Raw genomic sequence first — 16,869 nt, forward strand, 5'->3', positions numbered from 1 at the left:
AATGCTTAATCGTCGACAAATGTTTCAATTGATTATCCTAGCCCTCGCAGTGGGCTTTGCCTGGCTACTTGGCCGCAATGATGCTGCCCTTTACAAGCAGCCGATTGCCCAGGTAGTGGCGGTCAAAAATTTGTCGAACCAAAGCGTAACCGATGAGCAGGGCAACGAGGACCGGAACAAGGAGCAGGAGTTAACGCTTCGCTTCTTGAACCGTTCGGGTCAAATGAAGGTGACCAATCAGTACTACGCTTCCCAAGCGATGACCGAACCTTACCGCAAGGGCGATCAAGTCATCTTGAGTCATCAAGCTTCAGGCTGGCAGATTGTCTCCTTGAAACGCGATGCTTTGCTGGCAGCCTTAACGGTTGCTGTGCTGGGATTGATGCTGATTTTAGTGGGTCGGCGAACGACTTCCTGGATTATGTTAGCCTTACTGGCCAATTCCGTCCTCTTTGCCGGGGCCATTTTCTGGGACATTACCTTTAAAAACGTCAACGTAGTCGTCTTGTTCTGTGCTTTGGCCTTGTTATTGGCCGTCGTTTCACTGCTGATCGTGCTTCGTTTTAACTGGCAGGCCTTAATTACCTGCTTAAGCACGATTGTCGCGACAGCCTTGGCCATGATCATCATGTGGTTGGCGCTTTTGATAACTGGGCATGAAGGCGTGCACTTTGAAACCATGTCCTATGTGACCCAGGTGCCTGTCGCTGTCTTTTATGCTCAGGCAGTAATCGGGGTGCTTGGTGCCGTCATGGATGAAACAGCTGACATCGTGGCCGGCCTTTTCGGCTTGGCGCGTGAACCCGGACAGCGGGCTTTCCACGAATACTGGGATGCCGGCCGTTCAGTTGGTAAGGAAATCTTGGGCACCCTGATTAACGTGCTCTTTATGATTTTTATTGCCGAAACTCTGCCCATGGTTATCTTGATGCTTCGCAACGGTAACAACTGGTCCTACATTCTGGACCAAGTTATGAATTTGGGCATCTTGCAAACCGTTGTTTCCGCCATCGGCATTGTTTTGGCGGTTCCGGTGACGAGCTTGCTGACGGCTTTGATTTTGCGTGAAAGAGGGGGTGTTGAGCAATGAACAGCATCTTACTTTTGATTTTAATTCTGCTAGCACTGATGCTCTGGATTGGTGGTAAACAGGGTTGGAAGTCCTTTATTGGGCTGATGATTAACTTTGCCTTGATTTTCATTCTCGTCATTTTGATTAACTGGCAGTTTAACCTCTACCTGGTGACGGCTGTTATCAGTACCATGATTTTGGCAGTCGCGATTTACCTATCATCGGACCGAACGGCAGTCATGAACACGGCCTTTAAGACCTCGCTCATTGTCATGGCCGGTCTCTTTATTCTGTCGCTCATCATCCAGCACTTTGCTCAGCTCGGTGGTTTCACCACGGAAAATTCGGATGAATTGGAAGGGCTGTCCCTTAACATCGGCCTATCCTTTGGAAACTTAGCCCTGGTCGTGATGATTGTTTCGGCCCTAGGGGCTGTCTCGGAGGCAGCTATGGCCGTAACGGCTGACCTTTATGAAGTGATTGAGCGTAACCCGGACTTGCCATTGAGTAATCTAGTTAAACAGCGACAAATTATTTCGAGTCAGATCATTTCGACGGCCATCAATACCTTGTTTTTTGGGATGTTGGGTTCTAATTTGCCCTTGTTAATTTGGTACATGCGGCTGCATTATTCACCCGCGATTTTGATTAATGCTAAGTTGCTGGTGATTGAGCTCGTGACGACTTTGCTGGGAATTCTCGGAATTTTAGGAGCAATTTGGCTGTCTTCACATTTTGTTATTCGTGATTATGAAAGGAAGGGTGCTGCAATTGTCGATGAACCAGACCTTTGATTTAATTGAAGAAATTACTCGTAACGACGGTAGTATTTACTACGAATTAGGGAATATTACCGAAAACAGCCGCGCTGAATACGCGGCCGACCATGGTTTTATTAAAATGGTCCGGATTTTGAAGATGAAGGTGCCACGTTCCAAGCACCTCCTCCGTGTTGAAAAATACATTAACGATCACTACGACCAACTGCCGATTGAGGCTGACCACTGGGACGAATGGAAGAAGCCCGAAGAAATTCAGGCCGAAATGGATGCCATTTTGTTGGATAACCGACTCGGATAAGCGTTGTGACCGTTGTAATTTGGTTAACTTTTCTTTATAATTAATGAGGTTAACTTGGTGGTATAGCCAAGCGGTAAGGCATGGGTCTGCAACACCCTGATCACCGGTTCGATTCCGGTTACCACCTCTAATAAGTCTCCCGGGAGGGAGGCTTTTTTATTTTGGCTAGGACTATGTTAGGATAGACCAATCATACAAAAAAGGAGATTCTTGATGCGCTTTCACGTTGATAACTATGCTTCCCAATCTGAAAAAAATGAAGACCGAATCGAACGACTCCACTGGATTTCGCGCTTTGCTATCATAGCTTCCGTCCTGATGTACTTTTCTTACATCGCTGTTATTCAAGGAAACTTTACCGGTCATCCAAGTAGTCCAATTCCACCGATGATGGCCATGGTTAACGCTTCCCTCTGGACGGCGTATGGCTGGCAAAAAACGCACAAGGATTGGACTTTGATTATTGCCGATTTACCCAGTATTATTTTGGGCTTTGTCGCACTGATTACGATTTACGTTCACTAAAATTAAGTCGCTTTGGCGGCTTTTTATTTGGCAATAATGGTAGAATGAAGCCGTTAAGCAATTGAGGAGAATAACAGGCATGCATGTTGATAATTACACTTCTGAGGAAGAACGCGACGAAAGGCGGATTAAGCTCTTGCATGTCGTCAGTCGGGTGGCCATTTTTGCCTGTGCTCTAATGTATATTTCCTACATTTCAAATATTCGGGACAATTTGGCTGGCCACCCGGTCGATCCCATTCCCGCCATTATGGGCCTGGTGAATGGTGTGCTCTGGACAGCCTATGGCTGGCTAAAGACCCATAAGGACTGGCCCTTAATTATCGCCGACGTGCCCGGTGTCATCTTTTGCGGCTTGACCTTGATTACGATTTACATCCATTAGATTTTGACTTGTGTTATAATTTCTTTCAACTTCAAAGCTTGCCTTTGAAACGAAGGAGATGATTATTTTATGAAGTACCGCGTTGATAATCACGTTGATGAAAATGAACGTCGTGAAGTTAGTCCGGAGCGGATTAAGTTCCTAAAGACGATGAGTAAAGTTGCGACGATTTCCTGTATTTTGATGTACGTCTTTTACGTCTTTCAAATCCGTCAAAACCTTTCGGGTAATCCCGTTTCACCAACGCAACCGGCAATGGCCATGGTCAATGCAACGCTATGGACTATCTATGGTTGGACGAAGACCTACCGTGATTGGCCCATCGTGATTTCAAACGTGCCCGGTGTTTTGTTTGGGCTCGTTACCTTGGTTACCATTTATATTCACTAAGAGGACCGCTAGGGTCTTTTTTTGTTGAAAATGTTAGAATATAAAGTACTTTATGGAAAGGAGATAATTCAGTGACGGCTTTGCATGATTCAATTGAAACTTTGCCGGGCGTGGGCCCTAAGCGCCTGGAAGCCCTCCATGCCTTGGATCTCTTTACCTTAGAAGACCTACTGAATTATTTTCCTTTTCGCTACGAAGATTTGGGTGCTCGCCAACCCAGCACAACCCTGGATGGGGAAAAGGTGACCTTTAAAGGGATTGTTTCCACAGCGCCGGTAGTGCGTCGCTTTGGCAAGCGGTCCCAGACTTACTTTGGCTTGATGATTGACCATGACAATGTTCGGGTTAATTTTTTCAATCAGCCCTGGGTGGCTAAAAATATTGAAGCCGACCAAGAAGTGGCCGTCTATGGTACCTATAATGCCGCTAAAGCCAGCCTAGCAGGGATTAAACTTGTTTCGGCGACTCTAAATGAACTCGACCCCATATACCCTGCATCCAAGCAGATCACGGCCAAGACGATTCGGCATTTAATTGAGTTAGCCTGGGCGAAGTTGCGAGGCCAATTACCAGAGATGGTGCCCGATGACGTTCGAGCGAAGTACCGCTTGCTGGGACAAAATCAGATGGTCGAATGGATGCACTTTCCGCCAGACGGCCCCTCTGCCAAACAAGCGCGCCGTTCGGCAGCCTTTGAGGAGTTCTTCCTCTTTCAGATGCGTTTGCAGCTCTTAAAACAGGCCAACGCCAATTATGCCGGTGAGCCAGTTAAGTATGACAAGGGCCTAGTCAAGGCCTTCATTGATGGCTTACCCTATCAATTAACCGAAGCACAGCAGCGTGTTGTGCATGAAATTTTGCAAGATCAGGCTCTACCCAAGCACATGAACCGGCTTTTACAGGGAGACGTTGGCTCTGGAAAGACCGTTGTGGCAGCCATTGCCATGTATGCGGCCGTGACTGCTGGTTGTCAGGCGGCTTTGATGGCACCTACTGAAATTTTGGCTCAGCAACACGCCATTAATTTGGCGAAGCTCTTTGATGAGGCCGGCCTTGATTTGCGAGTGGAGTTGTTAACTTCTGGATTGAAGGCAGCCCAACGGCGGCAAATCCTTGCTGATTTAGAAGATGGGGACATTGATATTATCATCGGGACCCATGCCCTCTTGCAGCCCGATGTACTTTTCCATCACCTGGGCCTAGCCGTGATTGACGAACAACATCGCTTTGGAGTTAAGCAGCGGGCTCGTTTGCGTGAGGGTGGGGTTAACCCCGATATTTTGGCCATGACGGCCACGCCTATTCCGCGAACTTTGTCGCTAACGGCCTACGGGGAAATGGATGTTTCCATCATCGACCAGTTACCAGCTGGTCGAAAACCCATCCAAACCAAGTGGTACCGCCATCAACAATTTGATCAGGCCTTGGAATTCATGAAGGGGCAGCTGGCCCAAGGAGCACAGGCCTACGTTGTCACGCCTTTGATTGAAGAATCCGAAGCTTTGGATGTTCAGAACGCTCAGGCCATCTGGGAAGAGCTTTCTCAGGAGCTGCCCAATTACCAAATCGGACTTTTACACGGCCGCTTGTCCAAGGAAGAAAAGCAGAACTTGATGGCCGATTTTAAGGCTAACCAGATTCAGGTCTTAGTGGCGACGACGGTTGTGGAAGTTGGGGTGGATGTGCCCAATGCCAGTTTAATGTTAATTTTGGATGCTGACCGTTTTGGCCTGGCCCAATTGCATCAACTGCGGGGTCGTGTCGGCCGTGGGCAGCGGCAGTCCTATACCATCTTGATTGCTGACCCTAAAACGGCCTATGGTAAGGAACGTTTGCTAGCCATGGAGGCAACTAATGACGGCTTCGCGTTAGCCCAAAAAGATTTGGAGCTTCGTGGTGCTGGGGATGTCTTAGGAACGAAACAGTCCGGTTTGCCGGCCTTTATTGTTGCTGATCCAGTGAAGGACTTGACCATGCTGTCGATTGCGCAGCAAGAAGCGATTGCGACTTTGGCCGAACCTGGCTGGGACAGCTTGACCAGTAACAAAGGTCTGGTAGACTATTTATCGAGAACGATGGCGCGATATCGCCATTTCGATTAATTTTGAAAAGAGGAAAATCATGATTAAAATTGCGGTTGATGCAATGGGCGGTGATTACGCACCCGCCGAAATCGTAAAGGGTGTAGAAGAAGCGCGGGACCGTTATCCCGAACTTACTTTCTTGCTTTTTGGAATTGAAGATCAAGTAGTACCTTTGATTCAAAATCAAGAACGAATTAATTTTGTGGCGACGACTGAAGTGATTGCCATGGGGGATGAACCCGTTAAGGCCATGCGTGATAAGCAGGATTCATCAATGGTCCGTGCCGCTCAAGCCGTTAAGGACGGCGAGGCCGACGCTCTCTTCTCCGCTGGAAATACTGGCGCCTTGTTGTCATCAGCTATCTTTATCGTTGGCCGGATTAAGGGCGTTGATCGTCCTGCCTTGGCCACGGCTATTCCTGCAGTTGATGCTAAGAACGGTCATAACCAATTTATTTTCATGGACTTGGGCGCTAATGCCGAAAGCAAGCCAGCCCACTTGTACCAATACGGTATCTTGGGTTCTTTCTATGCGTCCCACATGTTGGGCTATGACAACCCAACGGTTCGTTTGTTGAACAACGGTGCCGAAGAAGATAAGGGTGACGAAGTCCACAAGGAAGCTCACCAATTGATGAAGCAGAGTAGCGACTTTAACTTCCTCGGTAACGTTGAAGCGCGTGAATTACTTGAAGGGACGGCCGATGTTGTCGTAGCCGATGGTTTCTCTGGAAATGCTGCTTTGAAGTCCATGGAAGGAACGGCCTTGGTCATTCTGGGACAATTGAAGAAGGCCATCATGAACGGTGGTTTGCGTGGTAAGTTGGGTGCCCTCATGCTTAAGCCAGCCTTGAAAAAGTTGAAGGGCCAGCTTGATTTCAACAACCAAGGTGGAGCCGTGGTTTTGGGTGTTAACGCACCGGTTGTGAAGACCCACGGATCGGCAAAGGCAACGGCGGTTGCTAACACCATGGGCCAAATTAAGATGATGGTTGAACAGAATTTGGTTCCCGATACGGCGGCCTTCATTGCCGAAAATAAGGATAAGTTAAAGGTTAAAAAATCTGCTAATTAAGGGCTGTCCTTCCTCTGTGAATGTGTTATCATTAGTACCGTTCAAATGGACAGAGGAGAATACCCATGCGATTGTCGAAAGAAGAGATTTACAATCAATTAGTGCCGGAGATTTCAAAGCGTTTTGAAATTCCGCGGGATCAAATCCAACCATCATTAGACTTCGTCAAAGACGTCGAGGTTGATTCAATTGATTTTGTTGAGTTGGTCTTGGAAGTGGAAGATATGTTTAATATCGAAATCCCGGACGACGACGTCGAACAACTCGACACCCTGCAAAAGACGGTTGATTACATCTACGACCATCAGGGTAAGTAAGATAGCACCATGAGCCCTCCGGGGCTTTTTTCTTTTCAGTGAGGAGAAAGCGATGGACAACCAAACATTACAAAAACGGGTGGAAGCCATTTCTCTTGAAAGCTTTGGGCGGCCCTTTCGACACCAAGCCACCTTCAATAGTCGCTTACGTACGACTGGCGGACGCTATCGCTTAGCCGACCATAATTTGGACTTTAATCCCAGAATGGCGGAGCTACCAGAATTTGACCAAATCATTAAACACGAACTCGTGCACTATCATTTACATTTGACCCACCGAGGCTATCAGCACCGCGATGCTGATTTTAAAGCCCTTTTAAAAGCGGTGGGTGGGAGCCGCTATGCACCGCGTCTGGAAGGCAATCGCCGATCCATTAAACGCTGGCGTTATGAATGCAGCTCCGGTCATATCATTGAACGACAGCGCCGTTTTGACACCCGTCGTTATCGCTGTGGCCGTTGTGGTGGCCGCTTAACTTTGTTGAATCCTCAGGAGAATTAATATGTTTACACTTTTGAAGGTTGTGACTTCCATTGTCGTCCTTATCCTGACTGTCCTACTTTTTTGCTTTCTAGCTGTAACAAGCTGGTCCTTGCTGGCAAAAATTGCCTTAGCGGTTATTTGGTTTATTCTGATCAATTTGCTTTTTATTGCCTTAGCTTACTGGCAATTCAAAAGCCGACAAAACGGCGACGAAAAGTAATTTTGTAAGATTTTATGAAAATATTGTAAGCGTTTGCACACCCTTGAAAATTCCCTTATAATTTAAAGCGAGATTAGTTTATTAACTAGGAGATTTGACGCTTTGATTAAAAAGCAGAATGCAACGATATACGATGTCGCCAACAAGGTTGGCGTTTCTTTGGCGACGGTTTCCCGCGTGGTCAACGGCAACACCAATGTCCGGGCTTCGACCAAAGAAAAGGTCTTGGCTGCCATTGATGAATTAGGCTACCAGCCCAACGCCGTCGCAAGGGGACTCGCTTCTAAAAAAACGACCACCATCGGGGTCGTCATGCCGGATGTGACCAATTTATACTACTCGGAATTGACACGAGGAATTGACGACGTGGCCAACATGTATCATTACGATGTTTTGGTTACCAATACGGATGATGATCCCGTCCGAGAAGTCATGGCGATTAATAACCTGGCCACCAAGCAGGTTGACGGCATTATCTTCATGGGCAATGAGCTTGATCAGCGCGTTTTAAAAGCCATTGAAAGTGTTGGTGTGCCAGTTGTTTTGGCCGGTTCAGTCGATCCAGCAGGGCAGCTGCCCTCCGTTAACATTGACTATGTGGCCGCCATGCACCAAATTACCAGTCAGCTTCTGGATAACGGTCACGAACACGTGGCCGTTGTTTTGGGCGACTTCGAACATGCCATCAACCAAGAATACCGTTTTGCCGGCTACAAGCGAGCTTTGGAAGAGCACGGTCACGAAGTTAATCGCGATTATCTCTTTACCAAAGCCCACAATTATCAAACTGCGCTTGATGTTGCACCCGACGTGATGAAGTCCGGTGCAACCGGCATCGTGGTTTATGATGACGAAGTGGCCATTGGTATCTTAAATTACTTGCAGGATCACGGGGCTAAAATCCCTGCTGATTTTGAAATTGTGACTTCAAATGATACCAATTACAGTATTGTTTCCCGACCACAGTTGTCTTCAATCGGCCAACCAAAGTATGATATTGGGGCCGTGGCCATGCGAATGTTGACCAAGCTAATGGACAACATTGCCTTGACGGAACTCGCTGTTACCTTGCCACACACCTTTATTGAACGGCAAACGACTCGTAAGCGACAAGATTGATGCGTTTACCATAGTCGAAGGAGAAAGTCCTATTACTACGCAATATACCCGCAGAGCGCAAATTCACTCTGCTGAACCTAAAAAAGTCCGTCATAATCGCTACATTACTGGCTTAGACGGTCTACGTGCCTTAGCGGTTGTTGGGGTTATTTTATTCCACTTAATGCCTTCTACGGTGCCTGGCGGTTGGCTGGGCGTGCCGCTTTTTTTTGTGCTGTCTGGTTATTTAATTACCGACCTTTTGATTAAAGAATACGATGATACTGGGCACATCCGGGTTGGTTCATTTTGGCTGCGTCGAATTCGACGACTTTATCCCGCGCTTGTTACCATGCTGGTTTTGACCTCCTTAGTCATTATCTTTTGGGCGCCAAGTTTGCTTTATAATTTGCGCTACAATGTCCTGTCAAATCTAGCTTATGTCTATAACTACTGGGCCATGGCTCACGGGCAGTCCTACTTTGATCAGTTTGGCGGTGCTTCACCCTTCACCCATTTGTGGTCGCTATCAATTGAAGGGCAGTTCTACCTATTTTGGCCTTTTATCGTCTTGTTACTTTTAAAAACGCGTTTGCGTCGTGGCTTTGTGACGCTCTTGCTGACGCTGGCCGCTGGGGGTTCAGCGCTCTTGATGGCCCTACTTTACCAGCCTGAAAACATCAACCGGGCCTACTACGGTACGGATACTCGGATGTTTGCCTTGCTTTTGGGCGCTGCCTTAGCCTTTTGCTGGCCTGCCAGCCATTTATCCAATCGATTGAATCTCGAAATGCGGTCCTACCTCAATATTATTGGGTTCATCGCTATTTTGGACACCTTACTTGGTTTCATGGTCATGGGTGGTCAAAAGATTTTCACCTATCAAGTCGGTATGTTCGCCATGACCTTGATTATGACGGTCTTGGTCGCCGTTGTGGCTCATCCGTCTTCCTGGTTCTCCCACGGTTTGAATAAAAAGATTCTAAATTACGTTGGACAGCGTTCTTATAGTATTTATCTCTATCAGCTACCGGTTTTTGTTTTTTACGAGAAGTTCTTGCCACACTACCATTTCACTTGGCTAAATGCCTTGGTTGAAGTGATTCTGGTCTTTGTGCTTTCAGAAATTTCATACCGCTATGTTGAAGCGCTATTCCGTAAGCCGGCTCGCCTAAAAGCAGCTTTGATTAAGCTTTGGGGACAACCCGTTCGCGCCTTTGTTCTTTTGGGCCTTTTGATGATTTTGCTTTTCACCTTGGTCATTAATTTGGCCCGTCCTCAAGCGGGGATGGCAGCCCCTAAGACCCATTTGCAAAAGCAATTGGAGAGTAACGAGGCTAAAATTGCCGCCAACAATAAGAAGGCTAAGTCAAAGCAGTCAGCTGTTCAAGCTAACCAGCCTTTGACGAGCCAGCAGAAAGCCTTGATTGCTTCGTATGGCATTACTGAAGCCCAGTATCGGGCCTTTAGCCAGATGGATATCACGGCCATTGGTGATTCGGTTATGCTGGACGCCGCGCCTTCTTTGCAGGAACTTAATAGCAAGGTTGTCGTCAACGCCCAAGTGGGTCGTCAGGCAACCGACGCCATTAATGATTTGATTAGTCAAATCAACAGCCAGGGCATTTCATCCCGTCTTGTGATTGGCTTGGGTACCAATGGGGATATCAAGGAAAGTGACATCGAGCGCCTGATGGCCGCCTTGCCAAAGAATGAAAAGGTCTACTGGGCTAACAACTATGTGGTAAGTAAGCCTTGGATGACCACCAACAACCAGCTGCTTGAAAAAGAAGCCAAAAAGTACAGCAATTTCTATGTCGTTGACTGGGCTGATCTGGTTGCTGGGCACGGCGATTGGCTGGCTTCCGATGGGGTTCATCCCGGACCAACAGGAAACTTAAATTACACCCGCGCCATTGTCGCAAAAATGACTGAGTAACATCGCAGATGTTGCTTTTTTATTTGAAGTAACTTAGAATGATTATAAATACTAGGAGGGAAATAATGATTAAAGGTATTCGGCAAATGACGCCGTTTTCGATTGTTCTCTTGGCCATTTCTTTTGTAATGTCCATTAGCCAATCGATGATGACGACGGCCTATCCAATTTTGATGCGTTCTTTTTCAGTGAATGCCGCAGCGGTTCAGTGGTTGACGACTGGTTTCATGGTTATGATGACCTTAGTAATGCCGCTGTCACCCTGGCTTTTGGATAATATTAGCCTGCGTAAACTCTTAAATATTATCGTTGGTATTTTCTTAACGGGAACCTTGCTTGCCATGGTAACGCCGAACTTTGGCGGTATCATTGTCGGTCGTTTGCTCGAAGGCTTGGCGGTTGGAATTAACTTCCCGATTTTCCAGTCCGTTATCTTGGAAAACACACCCGATCAAAAGCGTGGGGTGACGATGGGTGTTGTTGGTTTGGTCATGGGTTCTGCCTTGGCCGTCGGACCCATTCTTTCAGGAATTATCTTGCAGTGGGGAACTTGGCGCCTGCTCTTTGCCTTCTTCTTCATTGTGCTTCTCGCTCTGATTTTAATTTTGCAAACCAAGATTGATAACTTGCACACCTTGAATCCTTCGAAGTTTGATTTCTGGTCCGCCATTATGTTGGTTGGTTTTGGTGGCGTTTTGTACGCCATTTCCATCATTCCTTCGGTGGGAAAGACTTGGAACTGGGGTGAATGGATTTTGCTTCTGCTTGTCTCTTTGGCAGTCTTGGCCTTCTTCGTTTACCGGCAGCTTAAGCTGCAAGAACCATTCTTGGATCTCTCTGTCTTTGGTTATCATGGCTACTTGCCCGCCATGCTTTTGACTGGGATTTCCTATTCAGGTTTGATTACCGCTACGGTTTTGATGCCCTTGTTCTACCAGCGAATCTTTGGCTTGGCACCTTTGTGGTCAGGCTTGTTGATGGTACCTGCTGCCGTCTTCCTTTCCCTTTTGAACCCCCGTGCCGGAGCTTTGTTAAATAAGATTGGCTTGAAAAACTTGGTCTACATCGGAACGACGATGATGATCTTGGGTTATATCTTGCTTTCAACATTGGGAACGCACAGCATTTGGATTGGCTTGCTTGCAGCCATGTCATTGGAGGGTGGAAACGCCTTTATCATGATGCCTGCTGTAACGGCGGCCAACAACGTTTTGCCAGACAAATTGGTTCCTCATGGAACGGCTATCATCACGACCATGCGTCAAGTCATTGGCTCGGCAAGTATCGTGGTGGCAACCATCTTGATTACCGACTTCAATAAGACGCTTTCTTACGGTGCTGCCTTGTCATCAACAACGACTTGGTTTATCTTAATTCCTTTGTTAGGACTACTTTTGGCCACTCGAATTAAGGCAAAGAAGTAAGACAGATGTTTTATGTATGTGCCATAGTGTGCTATCATATTTGTTAAAAGAAAGGGGATTCATTATGACTACTGAACGTGATGGATTAAAAGAAAACCGCGAATCATTCGAACAAGCAAAGGCTAAGCAAGCTAGCGAAAAGGCTGCTGAAAAGCACGAACACAAGAATGTTGCGGCTGAACATGCTGAACATAAGGATGCGCGTTACGACAACGAAGCATTCGAAGCTGAAAAGAAAGATTTTGAGGGCTAAGCACTATGGAAAAGAAGCACGAATTTGAAGCAGCAGATGCTCGTGAAGTGGAAGATGCAAAGCGCGAAAGCGAACGCAACGAAAAGCAATCACAATTCGTTGAATCTTCCCATGAAGCTCGCGAAAAGGATGCTGAAAACAAGTAATTAAAAGCCGACTAGATTCTTAGTCGCTTTTTTTATGCGCAAATGGGCATTATTTTATGGCAATTTAATCTCCAATTGCGTAAAATAGACAGGATGAATTCAACAGCTACCAACGAAGAGGCGGCTTCGTCTCAGGAGGAAATCGTGGCAAAAAAACCTTTATTAATCGGTATTACCGGAGGTTCCGGATCGGGTAAGACAACAGTCAGCCGGGCATTGATGACGCGCTTGGCCGATCATAAGACGGTCTTGTTGCAGCAAGATTCTTACTACCGAGACCAATCGGACAAGCCTTGGTCGGAACGTGTGAAAACCAACTATGACCATCCAGATTCTTTGGAAACCGATCTTTTCGTTTCAGACTTGAAGAAGTTGATTCGCTACGAAGCTATTGACGTACCTGTCTATGATTACGAACGTCACACCCGCTCTGCTGAAACGGTTCATGTTGAACCAGCAGATGTTATTATTGTTGATGGGGTTTTGCTCTTTAACGATTCAGAAGTTCGCAAGCTTTTGGATTTGAAGGTTTACGTGGATACCGATGATGATATTCGCTTCATTCGCCGTCTCCAACGTGATACGACGGAACGTGGCCGTACTGTTGATGGCGTGATTGAGCAATACTTAGCTACGGTTAAGCCCATGCACAACCAGTTTGTGGAACCAACCAAGCGCTACGCTGACATCATCGTGCCAGAAGGGGGCGAAAACTTCGTCGCTATCGACATGTTGATGAACCAGGCTTTGGCCATCGTTAATGAAAATACATAAAAAACCGACCCGTTAGGGTCGGCTTTTTTATTGGGTACGCGTTTCTTCGATTACGTTACGAAGGGTATCGACTACGCCTTGCGTCTGCTTAGGCATTTGCGAACCAATCATCGTAAAGAGGGTATCGATGATGGTGATCTGAGCAATCAGCGAAGACATTGACTCACTGCGGAAATTAACTTCTTCAGCTAAGGACAGCAGTACGATGTCGGCTAACTTGGCCAGGGGCGCATCGGCAAAGGAAGTGATGGCGATCAGCGGAACTCCATTTTTCTTTAGTTGCTGGGCAATTAAAAGGGTATCCTCGTTGCGACCCGAATGGGAAATCACGACGGCAGCATCACGGGGCTTCAACTTGACGGCCTGCATGAGCTGAATGTCATAGTCCGGATGGGAAATCACATCCAGCGGGGTACGCAAGAATTTGTGGTAGGCATTAAAGGCAACAATTGAGGAACCACCAATCCCGAAAAAGCCAATTCGCTGAGCACCCATTAAAATCTGGGCAGCTTGGTCAAGTAACTCGGCTGAGCAGTGGTTTAGGGTTGCGTCCAAGGCATTTTTGGCCCCTGAGAAAACTTTGCGGGCAATGGCTTGAGTATTGTCGCTATCGGCAATTTCACCAAAGAGGTCCACTGGGGGATTGGAATTGGCGAAGGAGGCTAGGGCGACGGAGAAGTCACGGTAGGAATCGTAGCCAATTTTTTTGACGAAGCGCGAAATCGAGGCGGTTGACACCTTACTGGCCTCGGCTAGCTCCTGAATGGTGAGTTCACCGGCTTGGCGGGGGTGCTTTAATATGTAGGTGATTAACTTATCTTCGGTTGAATTTGCCCGCTTTTGTTGGTTTTGCAGGGCAGAAATGATGCTATAGGCCATGAGAAACTCGCTTTTATAGAGAATAAAATAACTATACGAGATTAGAAAATAATTTTCAAATAAATAACTTGCACCCTGTAAATTTTTTTCATATAATAATGGTTGTAACGAAGTAAAAATTATAAAAGAGGTAATATTTCCATGAAGTTTGCAATGATTGGCCTTGGAAAGATGGGTCTTAACTTGGTTAAGAACGCCGTTGACAATGGTCACGAAGTAGTAGCTTTCGATTTGAACCCTGAATTCGTAACTGAAGCTGCAGATTACTCTGACAAGGTTGAAGGTGCATCAAGCATCGACGACATGTTGTCAAAGTTGCCTACTCCTAAGGTTGTTTGGGTTATGGTTCCAGCCGGTGCCCCAACTAACTCAACCATCGACACTTTGATCGAAAAGATGTCAGCTGGTGACATGATTATCGATGGTGGTAACTCAAACTACAAGGACAACTTGGAACAAAACAAGCGCACTACTGCTGCTGGAATTAAGTTCTTCGATGCCGGTACTTCTGGTGGAATGAACGGTGCCCGTAACGGTGGTAACTTCATGATCGGTGGCGATGATGTTGAAGCTTGGAAGCACATCGAACCATTGTTTAAGTCAATCGCAGAACCTGATGGTTACCTATACACTGGTCGCCTTGGTTCAGGTCACTACTTGAAGATGGTCCACAACGGTATCGAATACGGTATGATGCAAGCCATCGCCGAAGGTTTCGAAGTTTTGGAAGCCTCACAATTCGACTACGACTACGAAGCTGTTGCTAAGTTGTGGAACCACGGTTCAGTTATCCGTTCATGGTTGATGGAATTGGCCGAAGAACAATTTGCTAAGGATCCTAAGTTGTCAAAGATTTCAGGCGTTATGCACTCATCTGGTGAAGGTAAGTGGACTGTCGAAGAATCACTTGATTTGGAAGTTCCAGCCCCTGTTATCTACCTTTCATTGGCAATGCGTTACCGTTCACTTCAAGAAGATACCTTTACTGGTAAGGTTGTTTCAGCCTTGCGTAACGGTTTCGGTGGCCACGCAATGGACGCTGCTAAGAAGTAAAAGCTTACTTCATTTTGAAAATTGCTCCCGGTCGGGGGCTTTTTCTGTGTTAATGAAATCAATCGCACTTGTATTTCGAAAATGGAGAAAACAAAATGGATTACATGATTGGTGTCGATCTCGGCACTACGTCAACCAAGGCGGTATTGTTCGACGACCAGAACAAGGTTGTCGCTCAAGCTAACTATGGCTACCCCTTGTACCGTGATGAGCCCGACATGGCGGAAGAAGATTTGGATGAAATCTTCACTGCCTTTTCGAACGCTTTAGCAGCGGTTATTCGTAAGGCCAATTTGTCAGCAGGTAACAAGATTGCAGCGGTATCATTTTCATCTGCCATGCATTCTTTGATTGCCTTTGATAAGGATTGGAAACCATTGACCCGAGTGATTACTTGGGCCGATACCCGTGCCGTCGACTTTGCTGATCAGCTTAAGTCTTCTGGTTTGGGACAAGAAATTTATTCAAAAACTGGAACGCCTATTCACCCTATGGCTCCTTTGTCAAAGTTGCTTTGGTTGAAGGCTGAATATCCTGAAATCTTCCAGAATGCGGCCCACTACTTGGGTATCAAGGAATATCTCTTCCACCGTCTTTTCGGTAGCAACAAGATGGATATTTCAATGGCTTCAGGAACTGGTTTGTTTAACATCTTTGAACTGGATTGGGACAAGCAAGCCTTGAAGTTGACTGGCGTTCGCAAGGAACAATTGCCGGAAACGGTTGAACCATACGCCTATGAAAACACCATGGCGCCTGAATTTGCTGCCGTTTTGGGAATTCCAACCGACGTGCCATTCGTTTATGGTGCTGGTGATGGACCTTTGTCAAACCTTGGTGTTGACGCGGTTAAGCCTGGTGTGGCTGCCATCACAATCGGTACTTCTGGTGCCATTCGTGTTGTTTCCGACAAGCCCGTTATTGATCCAAAGGGCCGTACCTTTACTTACGCCTTGGATAAGGATCACTGGGTTGTTGGTGGCCCGGTTAACAACGGTGGGGATGTCTTCCGTTGGGCCCGCGATAACCTCTTTGATGCCGAAAAGTCAACGGCGGCCTTGCTTGGCCGCGATGCCTATGACTTGATGACTGAAATTGCTTCTCGCATTCCAGCCGGGTCAGATGGCTTGATTTTCCATCCCTATCTTGGTGGGGAACGTGCGCCAATCTGGGACGCCAATGCCCGTGGTTCCTTCTTTGGTTTGAACCACAGTCACACGCGTGCCAACATGCTGCGTGCCGTCCTTGAAGGAATTACTTTTAACGTTTACATGGTTTCACTTGCACTTGAAGAAGTTGTTGGAACCTTGAACTCAATTCAAGCAACGGGTGGCTTTGCCCGCTCACCATTGTGGCGTCAAATGTTCGCCGACATTTTCGAGCAACCCGTTACTGTTCCAGAAGCCTTCGAATCTGGTGCCTTGGCTGCCGTTATTGTGGCTCAAAAGGCCTTGGGTAAGATTGATGATTTGTATGAAATCTCAAAGTACATTGGGGATTCAAACACTTACCAACCTGATCCAAAGAATTTCGAAGCATATCGTGAGTTAGCCCCAATCTTTATCCGGCTTTCTCGTCAATTGCAGACTGAATATGACAACATTGCCAACTACCAACGTAAGCATAATCAGTAAAACCGCTACAGGAGGAGAAGTTATCTAACTTCGCACG

20 protein-coding genes and 1 tRNA gene are annotated in these 16,869 nt (G+C 46.7%); 20 read left to right on the top strand and 1 reads right to left on the bottom strand.

Annotated features, from left to right (window positions below):
* Nucleotide 1: 1 nt before the first annotated feature.
* The 18 genes from ABSY64_RS00610 (at nucleotide 2) to udk (ending at nucleotide 13,266) form a co-directional block, all read left to right on the top strand.
* On the top strand, nucleotides 2-1,090 hold the full coding sequence (locus tag ABSY64_RS00610) for a YibE/F family protein (protein WP_349641129.1): 1,089 nt from the start codon (nucleotides 2-4) through the stop codon (nucleotides 1,088-1,090).
* A complete protein-coding gene (locus tag ABSY64_RS00615; protein WP_349641130.1) occupies nucleotides 1,087-1,866 on the top strand; it encodes a YibE/F family protein in 780 nt (259 codons plus the stop codon). Before ABSY64_RS00610 ends, ABSY64_RS00615 begins: the two co-directional genes overlap by 4 nt.
* Nucleotides 1,850-2,152 carry a hypothetical protein gene (locus ABSY64_RS00620; protein ID WP_349641826.1) on the top strand — a complete coding sequence of 101 codons (303 nt, stop codon included), beginning with the start codon at nucleotides 1,850-1,852 and terminating at the stop codon, nucleotides 2,150-2,152. The genes ABSY64_RS00615 and ABSY64_RS00620 overlap by 17 nt, the downstream gene beginning before the upstream one ends.
* A 56-nt stretch (nucleotides 2,153-2,208) precedes the next feature.
* A tRNA-Cys gene (locus ABSY64_RS00625) sits at nucleotides 2,209-2,279 on the top strand.
* Between the two features lie 86 nt (nucleotides 2,280-2,365).
* On the top strand, nucleotides 2,366-2,677 hold the full coding sequence (locus ABSY64_RS00630; RefSeq protein WP_349641131.1) for a SemiSWEET family transporter: 312 nt from the start codon (nucleotides 2,366-2,368) through the stop codon (nucleotides 2,675-2,677).
* Nucleotides 2,678-2,756: 79 nt separating this feature from the next.
* The gene (locus tag ABSY64_RS00635) at nucleotides 2,757-3,062 is read left to right on the top strand and encodes a SemiSWEET family transporter (protein ID WP_349641132.1); all 306 of its coding nucleotides are present in this window, start codon (nucleotides 2,757-2,759) and stop codon (nucleotides 3,060-3,062) included.
* A 69-nt stretch (nucleotides 3,063-3,131) separates the two neighbouring features.
* Nucleotides 3,132-3,452 carry a hypothetical protein gene (locus ABSY64_RS00640; protein WP_349641133.1) on the top strand — a complete coding sequence of 107 codons (321 nt, stop codon included), beginning with the start codon at nucleotides 3,132-3,134 and terminating at the stop codon, nucleotides 3,450-3,452.
* 71 nt (nucleotides 3,453-3,523) lie between these two features.
* Nucleotides 3,524-5,554 carry an ATP-dependent DNA helicase RecG gene (gene recG / locus ABSY64_RS00645; protein WP_349641134.1) on the top strand — a complete coding sequence of 677 codons (2,031 nt, stop codon included), beginning with the start codon at nucleotides 3,524-3,526 and terminating at the stop codon, nucleotides 5,552-5,554.
* A gap of 22 nt (nucleotides 5,555-5,576) precedes the next feature.
* Nucleotides 5,577-6,611, top strand: coding sequence for a phosphate acyltransferase PlsX (gene plsX, locus ABSY64_RS00650; protein WP_349641827.1), 1,035 nt, complete (start codon nucleotides 5,577-5,579; stop codon nucleotides 6,609-6,611).
* Nucleotides 6,612-6,676: 65 nt separating this feature from the next.
* Nucleotides 6,677-6,928, top strand: coding sequence for an acyl carrier protein (locus ABSY64_RS00655; RefSeq protein ID WP_349641135.1), 252 nt, complete (start codon nucleotides 6,677-6,679; stop codon nucleotides 6,926-6,928).
* A 52-nt stretch (nucleotides 6,929-6,980) separates the two neighbouring features.
* On the top strand, nucleotides 6,981-7,430 hold the full coding sequence (locus ABSY64_RS00660) for a SprT family protein (RefSeq protein WP_349641136.1): 450 nt from the start codon (nucleotides 6,981-6,983) through the stop codon (nucleotides 7,428-7,430).
* A gap of 1 nt (nucleotide 7,431) precedes the next feature.
* Nucleotides 7,432-7,632, top strand: a complete 201-nt coding sequence (locus tag ABSY64_RS00665; RefSeq protein ID WP_349641137.1) for a hypothetical protein — start codon at nucleotides 7,432-7,434, stop codon at nucleotides 7,630-7,632.
* 102 nt (nucleotides 7,633-7,734) lie between these two features.
* Nucleotides 7,735-8,751, top strand: coding sequence for a substrate-binding domain-containing protein (locus ABSY64_RS00670; RefSeq protein ID WP_349641138.1), 1,017 nt, complete (start codon nucleotides 7,735-7,737; stop codon nucleotides 8,749-8,751).
* Complete coding sequence (locus ABSY64_RS00675) at nucleotides 8,717-10,669, top strand: acyltransferase family protein (protein ID WP_349641139.1); 1,953 nt, start codon at nucleotides 8,717-8,719, stop codon at nucleotides 10,667-10,669. Before ABSY64_RS00670 ends, ABSY64_RS00675 begins: the two co-directional genes overlap by 35 nt.
* A 65-nt stretch (nucleotides 10,670-10,734) precedes the next feature.
* On the top strand, nucleotides 10,735-12,093 hold the full coding sequence (locus ABSY64_RS00680) for an MFS transporter (RefSeq protein ID WP_349641140.1): 1,359 nt from the start codon (nucleotides 10,735-10,737) through the stop codon (nucleotides 12,091-12,093).
* A gap of 64 nt (nucleotides 12,094-12,157) precedes the next feature.
* Nucleotides 12,158-12,346, top strand: coding sequence for a hypothetical protein (locus ABSY64_RS00685; RefSeq protein WP_349641141.1), 189 nt, complete (start codon nucleotides 12,158-12,160; stop codon nucleotides 12,344-12,346).
* A 5-nt stretch (nucleotides 12,347-12,351) separates the two neighbouring features.
* Nucleotides 12,352-12,492 (top strand): hypothetical protein, encoded by a 141-nt coding sequence (locus tag ABSY64_RS00690; RefSeq protein WP_349641142.1) that lies wholly within the window; start codon nucleotides 12,352-12,354, stop codon nucleotides 12,490-12,492.
* A gap of 144 nt (nucleotides 12,493-12,636) precedes the next feature.
* On the top strand, nucleotides 12,637-13,266 hold the full coding sequence (gene udk, locus ABSY64_RS00695) for a uridine kinase (protein ID WP_349641143.1): 630 nt from the start codon (nucleotides 12,637-12,639) through the stop codon (nucleotides 13,264-13,266).
* A gap of 27 nt (nucleotides 13,267-13,293) precedes the next feature.
* Here the strand turns inward: udk and ABSY64_RS00700 are convergent, their stop codons facing one another.
* Nucleotides 13,294-14,145 carry a MurR/RpiR family transcriptional regulator gene (locus tag ABSY64_RS00700; protein ID WP_349641144.1) on the bottom strand — a complete coding sequence of 284 codons (852 nt, stop codon included), beginning with the start codon at nucleotides 14,143-14,145 and terminating at the stop codon, nucleotides 13,294-13,296.
* 141 nt (nucleotides 14,146-14,286) lie between these two features.
* On the opposite strand from ABSY64_RS00700, the gene gnd reads away from it, so the two are divergent.
* Both gnd and gntK read left to right on the top strand, forming a co-directional pair.
* On the top strand, nucleotides 14,287-15,198 hold the full coding sequence (gene gnd, locus ABSY64_RS00705; protein ID WP_349641145.1) for a phosphogluconate dehydrogenase (NAD(+)-dependent, decarboxylating): 912 nt from the start codon (nucleotides 14,287-14,289) through the stop codon (nucleotides 15,196-15,198).
* A 95-nt stretch (nucleotides 15,199-15,293) separates the two neighbouring features.
* Nucleotides 15,294-16,832, top strand: coding sequence for a gluconokinase (gene gntK, locus ABSY64_RS00710; protein ID WP_349641146.1), 1,539 nt, complete (start codon nucleotides 15,294-15,296; stop codon nucleotides 16,830-16,832).
* Nucleotides 16,833-16,869 lie beyond the last annotated feature (37 nt).

The organism is Eupransor demetentiae, assembly GCF_963930865.1.
Taxonomy (GTDB): domain Bacteria; phylum Bacillota; class Bacilli; order Lactobacillales; family Lactobacillaceae; genus Eupransor; species Eupransor demetentiae.

Bases quoted from the DNA above. Each gene is read 5' to 3' on its own strand.
- ABSY64_RS00610 (WP_349641129.1), top strand. From the start codon at position 2: ATGCTTAATCGTCGACAAATGTTTCAATTGATTATCCTAGCCCTCGCA.
- ABSY64_RS00615 (WP_349641130.1), top strand. From the start codon at position 1,087: ATGAACAGCATCTTACTTTTGATTTTAATTCTGCTAGCACTGATGCTC.
- ABSY64_RS00620 (WP_349641826.1), top strand. From the start codon at position 1,850: ATGAACCAGACCTTTGATTTAATTGAAGAAATTACTCGTAACGACGGT.
- ABSY64_RS00630 (WP_349641131.1), top strand. From the start codon at position 2,366: ATGCGCTTTCACGTTGATAACTATGCTTCCCAATCTGAAAAAAATGAA.
- ABSY64_RS00635 (WP_349641132.1), top strand. From the start codon at position 2,757: ATGCATGTTGATAATTACACTTCTGAGGAAGAACGCGACGAAAGGCGG.
- ABSY64_RS00640 (WP_349641133.1), top strand. From the start codon at position 3,132: ATGAAGTACCGCGTTGATAATCACGTTGATGAAAATGAACGTCGTGAA.
- ABSY64_RS00655 (WP_349641135.1), top strand. From the start codon at position 6,677: ATGCGATTGTCGAAAGAAGAGATTTACAATCAATTAGTGCCGGAGATT.
- ABSY64_RS00660 (WP_349641136.1), top strand. From the start codon at position 6,981: ATGGACAACCAAACATTACAAAAACGGGTGGAAGCCATTTCTCTTGAA.
- ABSY64_RS00665 (WP_349641137.1), top strand. From the start codon at position 7,432: ATGTTTACACTTTTGAAGGTTGTGACTTCCATTGTCGTCCTTATCCTG.
- ABSY64_RS00680 (WP_349641140.1), top strand. From the start codon at position 10,735: ATGATTAAAGGTATTCGGCAAATGACGCCGTTTTCGATTGTTCTCTTG.
- ABSY64_RS00685 (WP_349641141.1), top strand. From the start codon at position 12,158: ATGACTACTGAACGTGATGGATTAAAAGAAAACCGCGAATCATTCGAA.
- ABSY64_RS00690 (WP_349641142.1), top strand. From the start codon at position 12,352: ATGGAAAAGAAGCACGAATTTGAAGCAGCAGATGCTCGTGAAGTGGAA.
- ABSY64_RS00700 (WP_349641144.1), bottom strand. From the start codon at position 14,145: ATGGCCTATAGCATCATTTCTGCCCTGCAAAACCAACAAAAGCGGGCA.
- gnd (WP_349641145.1), top strand. From the start codon at position 14,287: ATGAAGTTTGCAATGATTGGCCTTGGAAAGATGGGTCTTAACTTGGTT.
- gntK (WP_349641146.1), top strand. From the start codon at position 15,294: ATGGATTACATGATTGGTGTCGATCTCGGCACTACGTCAACCAAGGCG.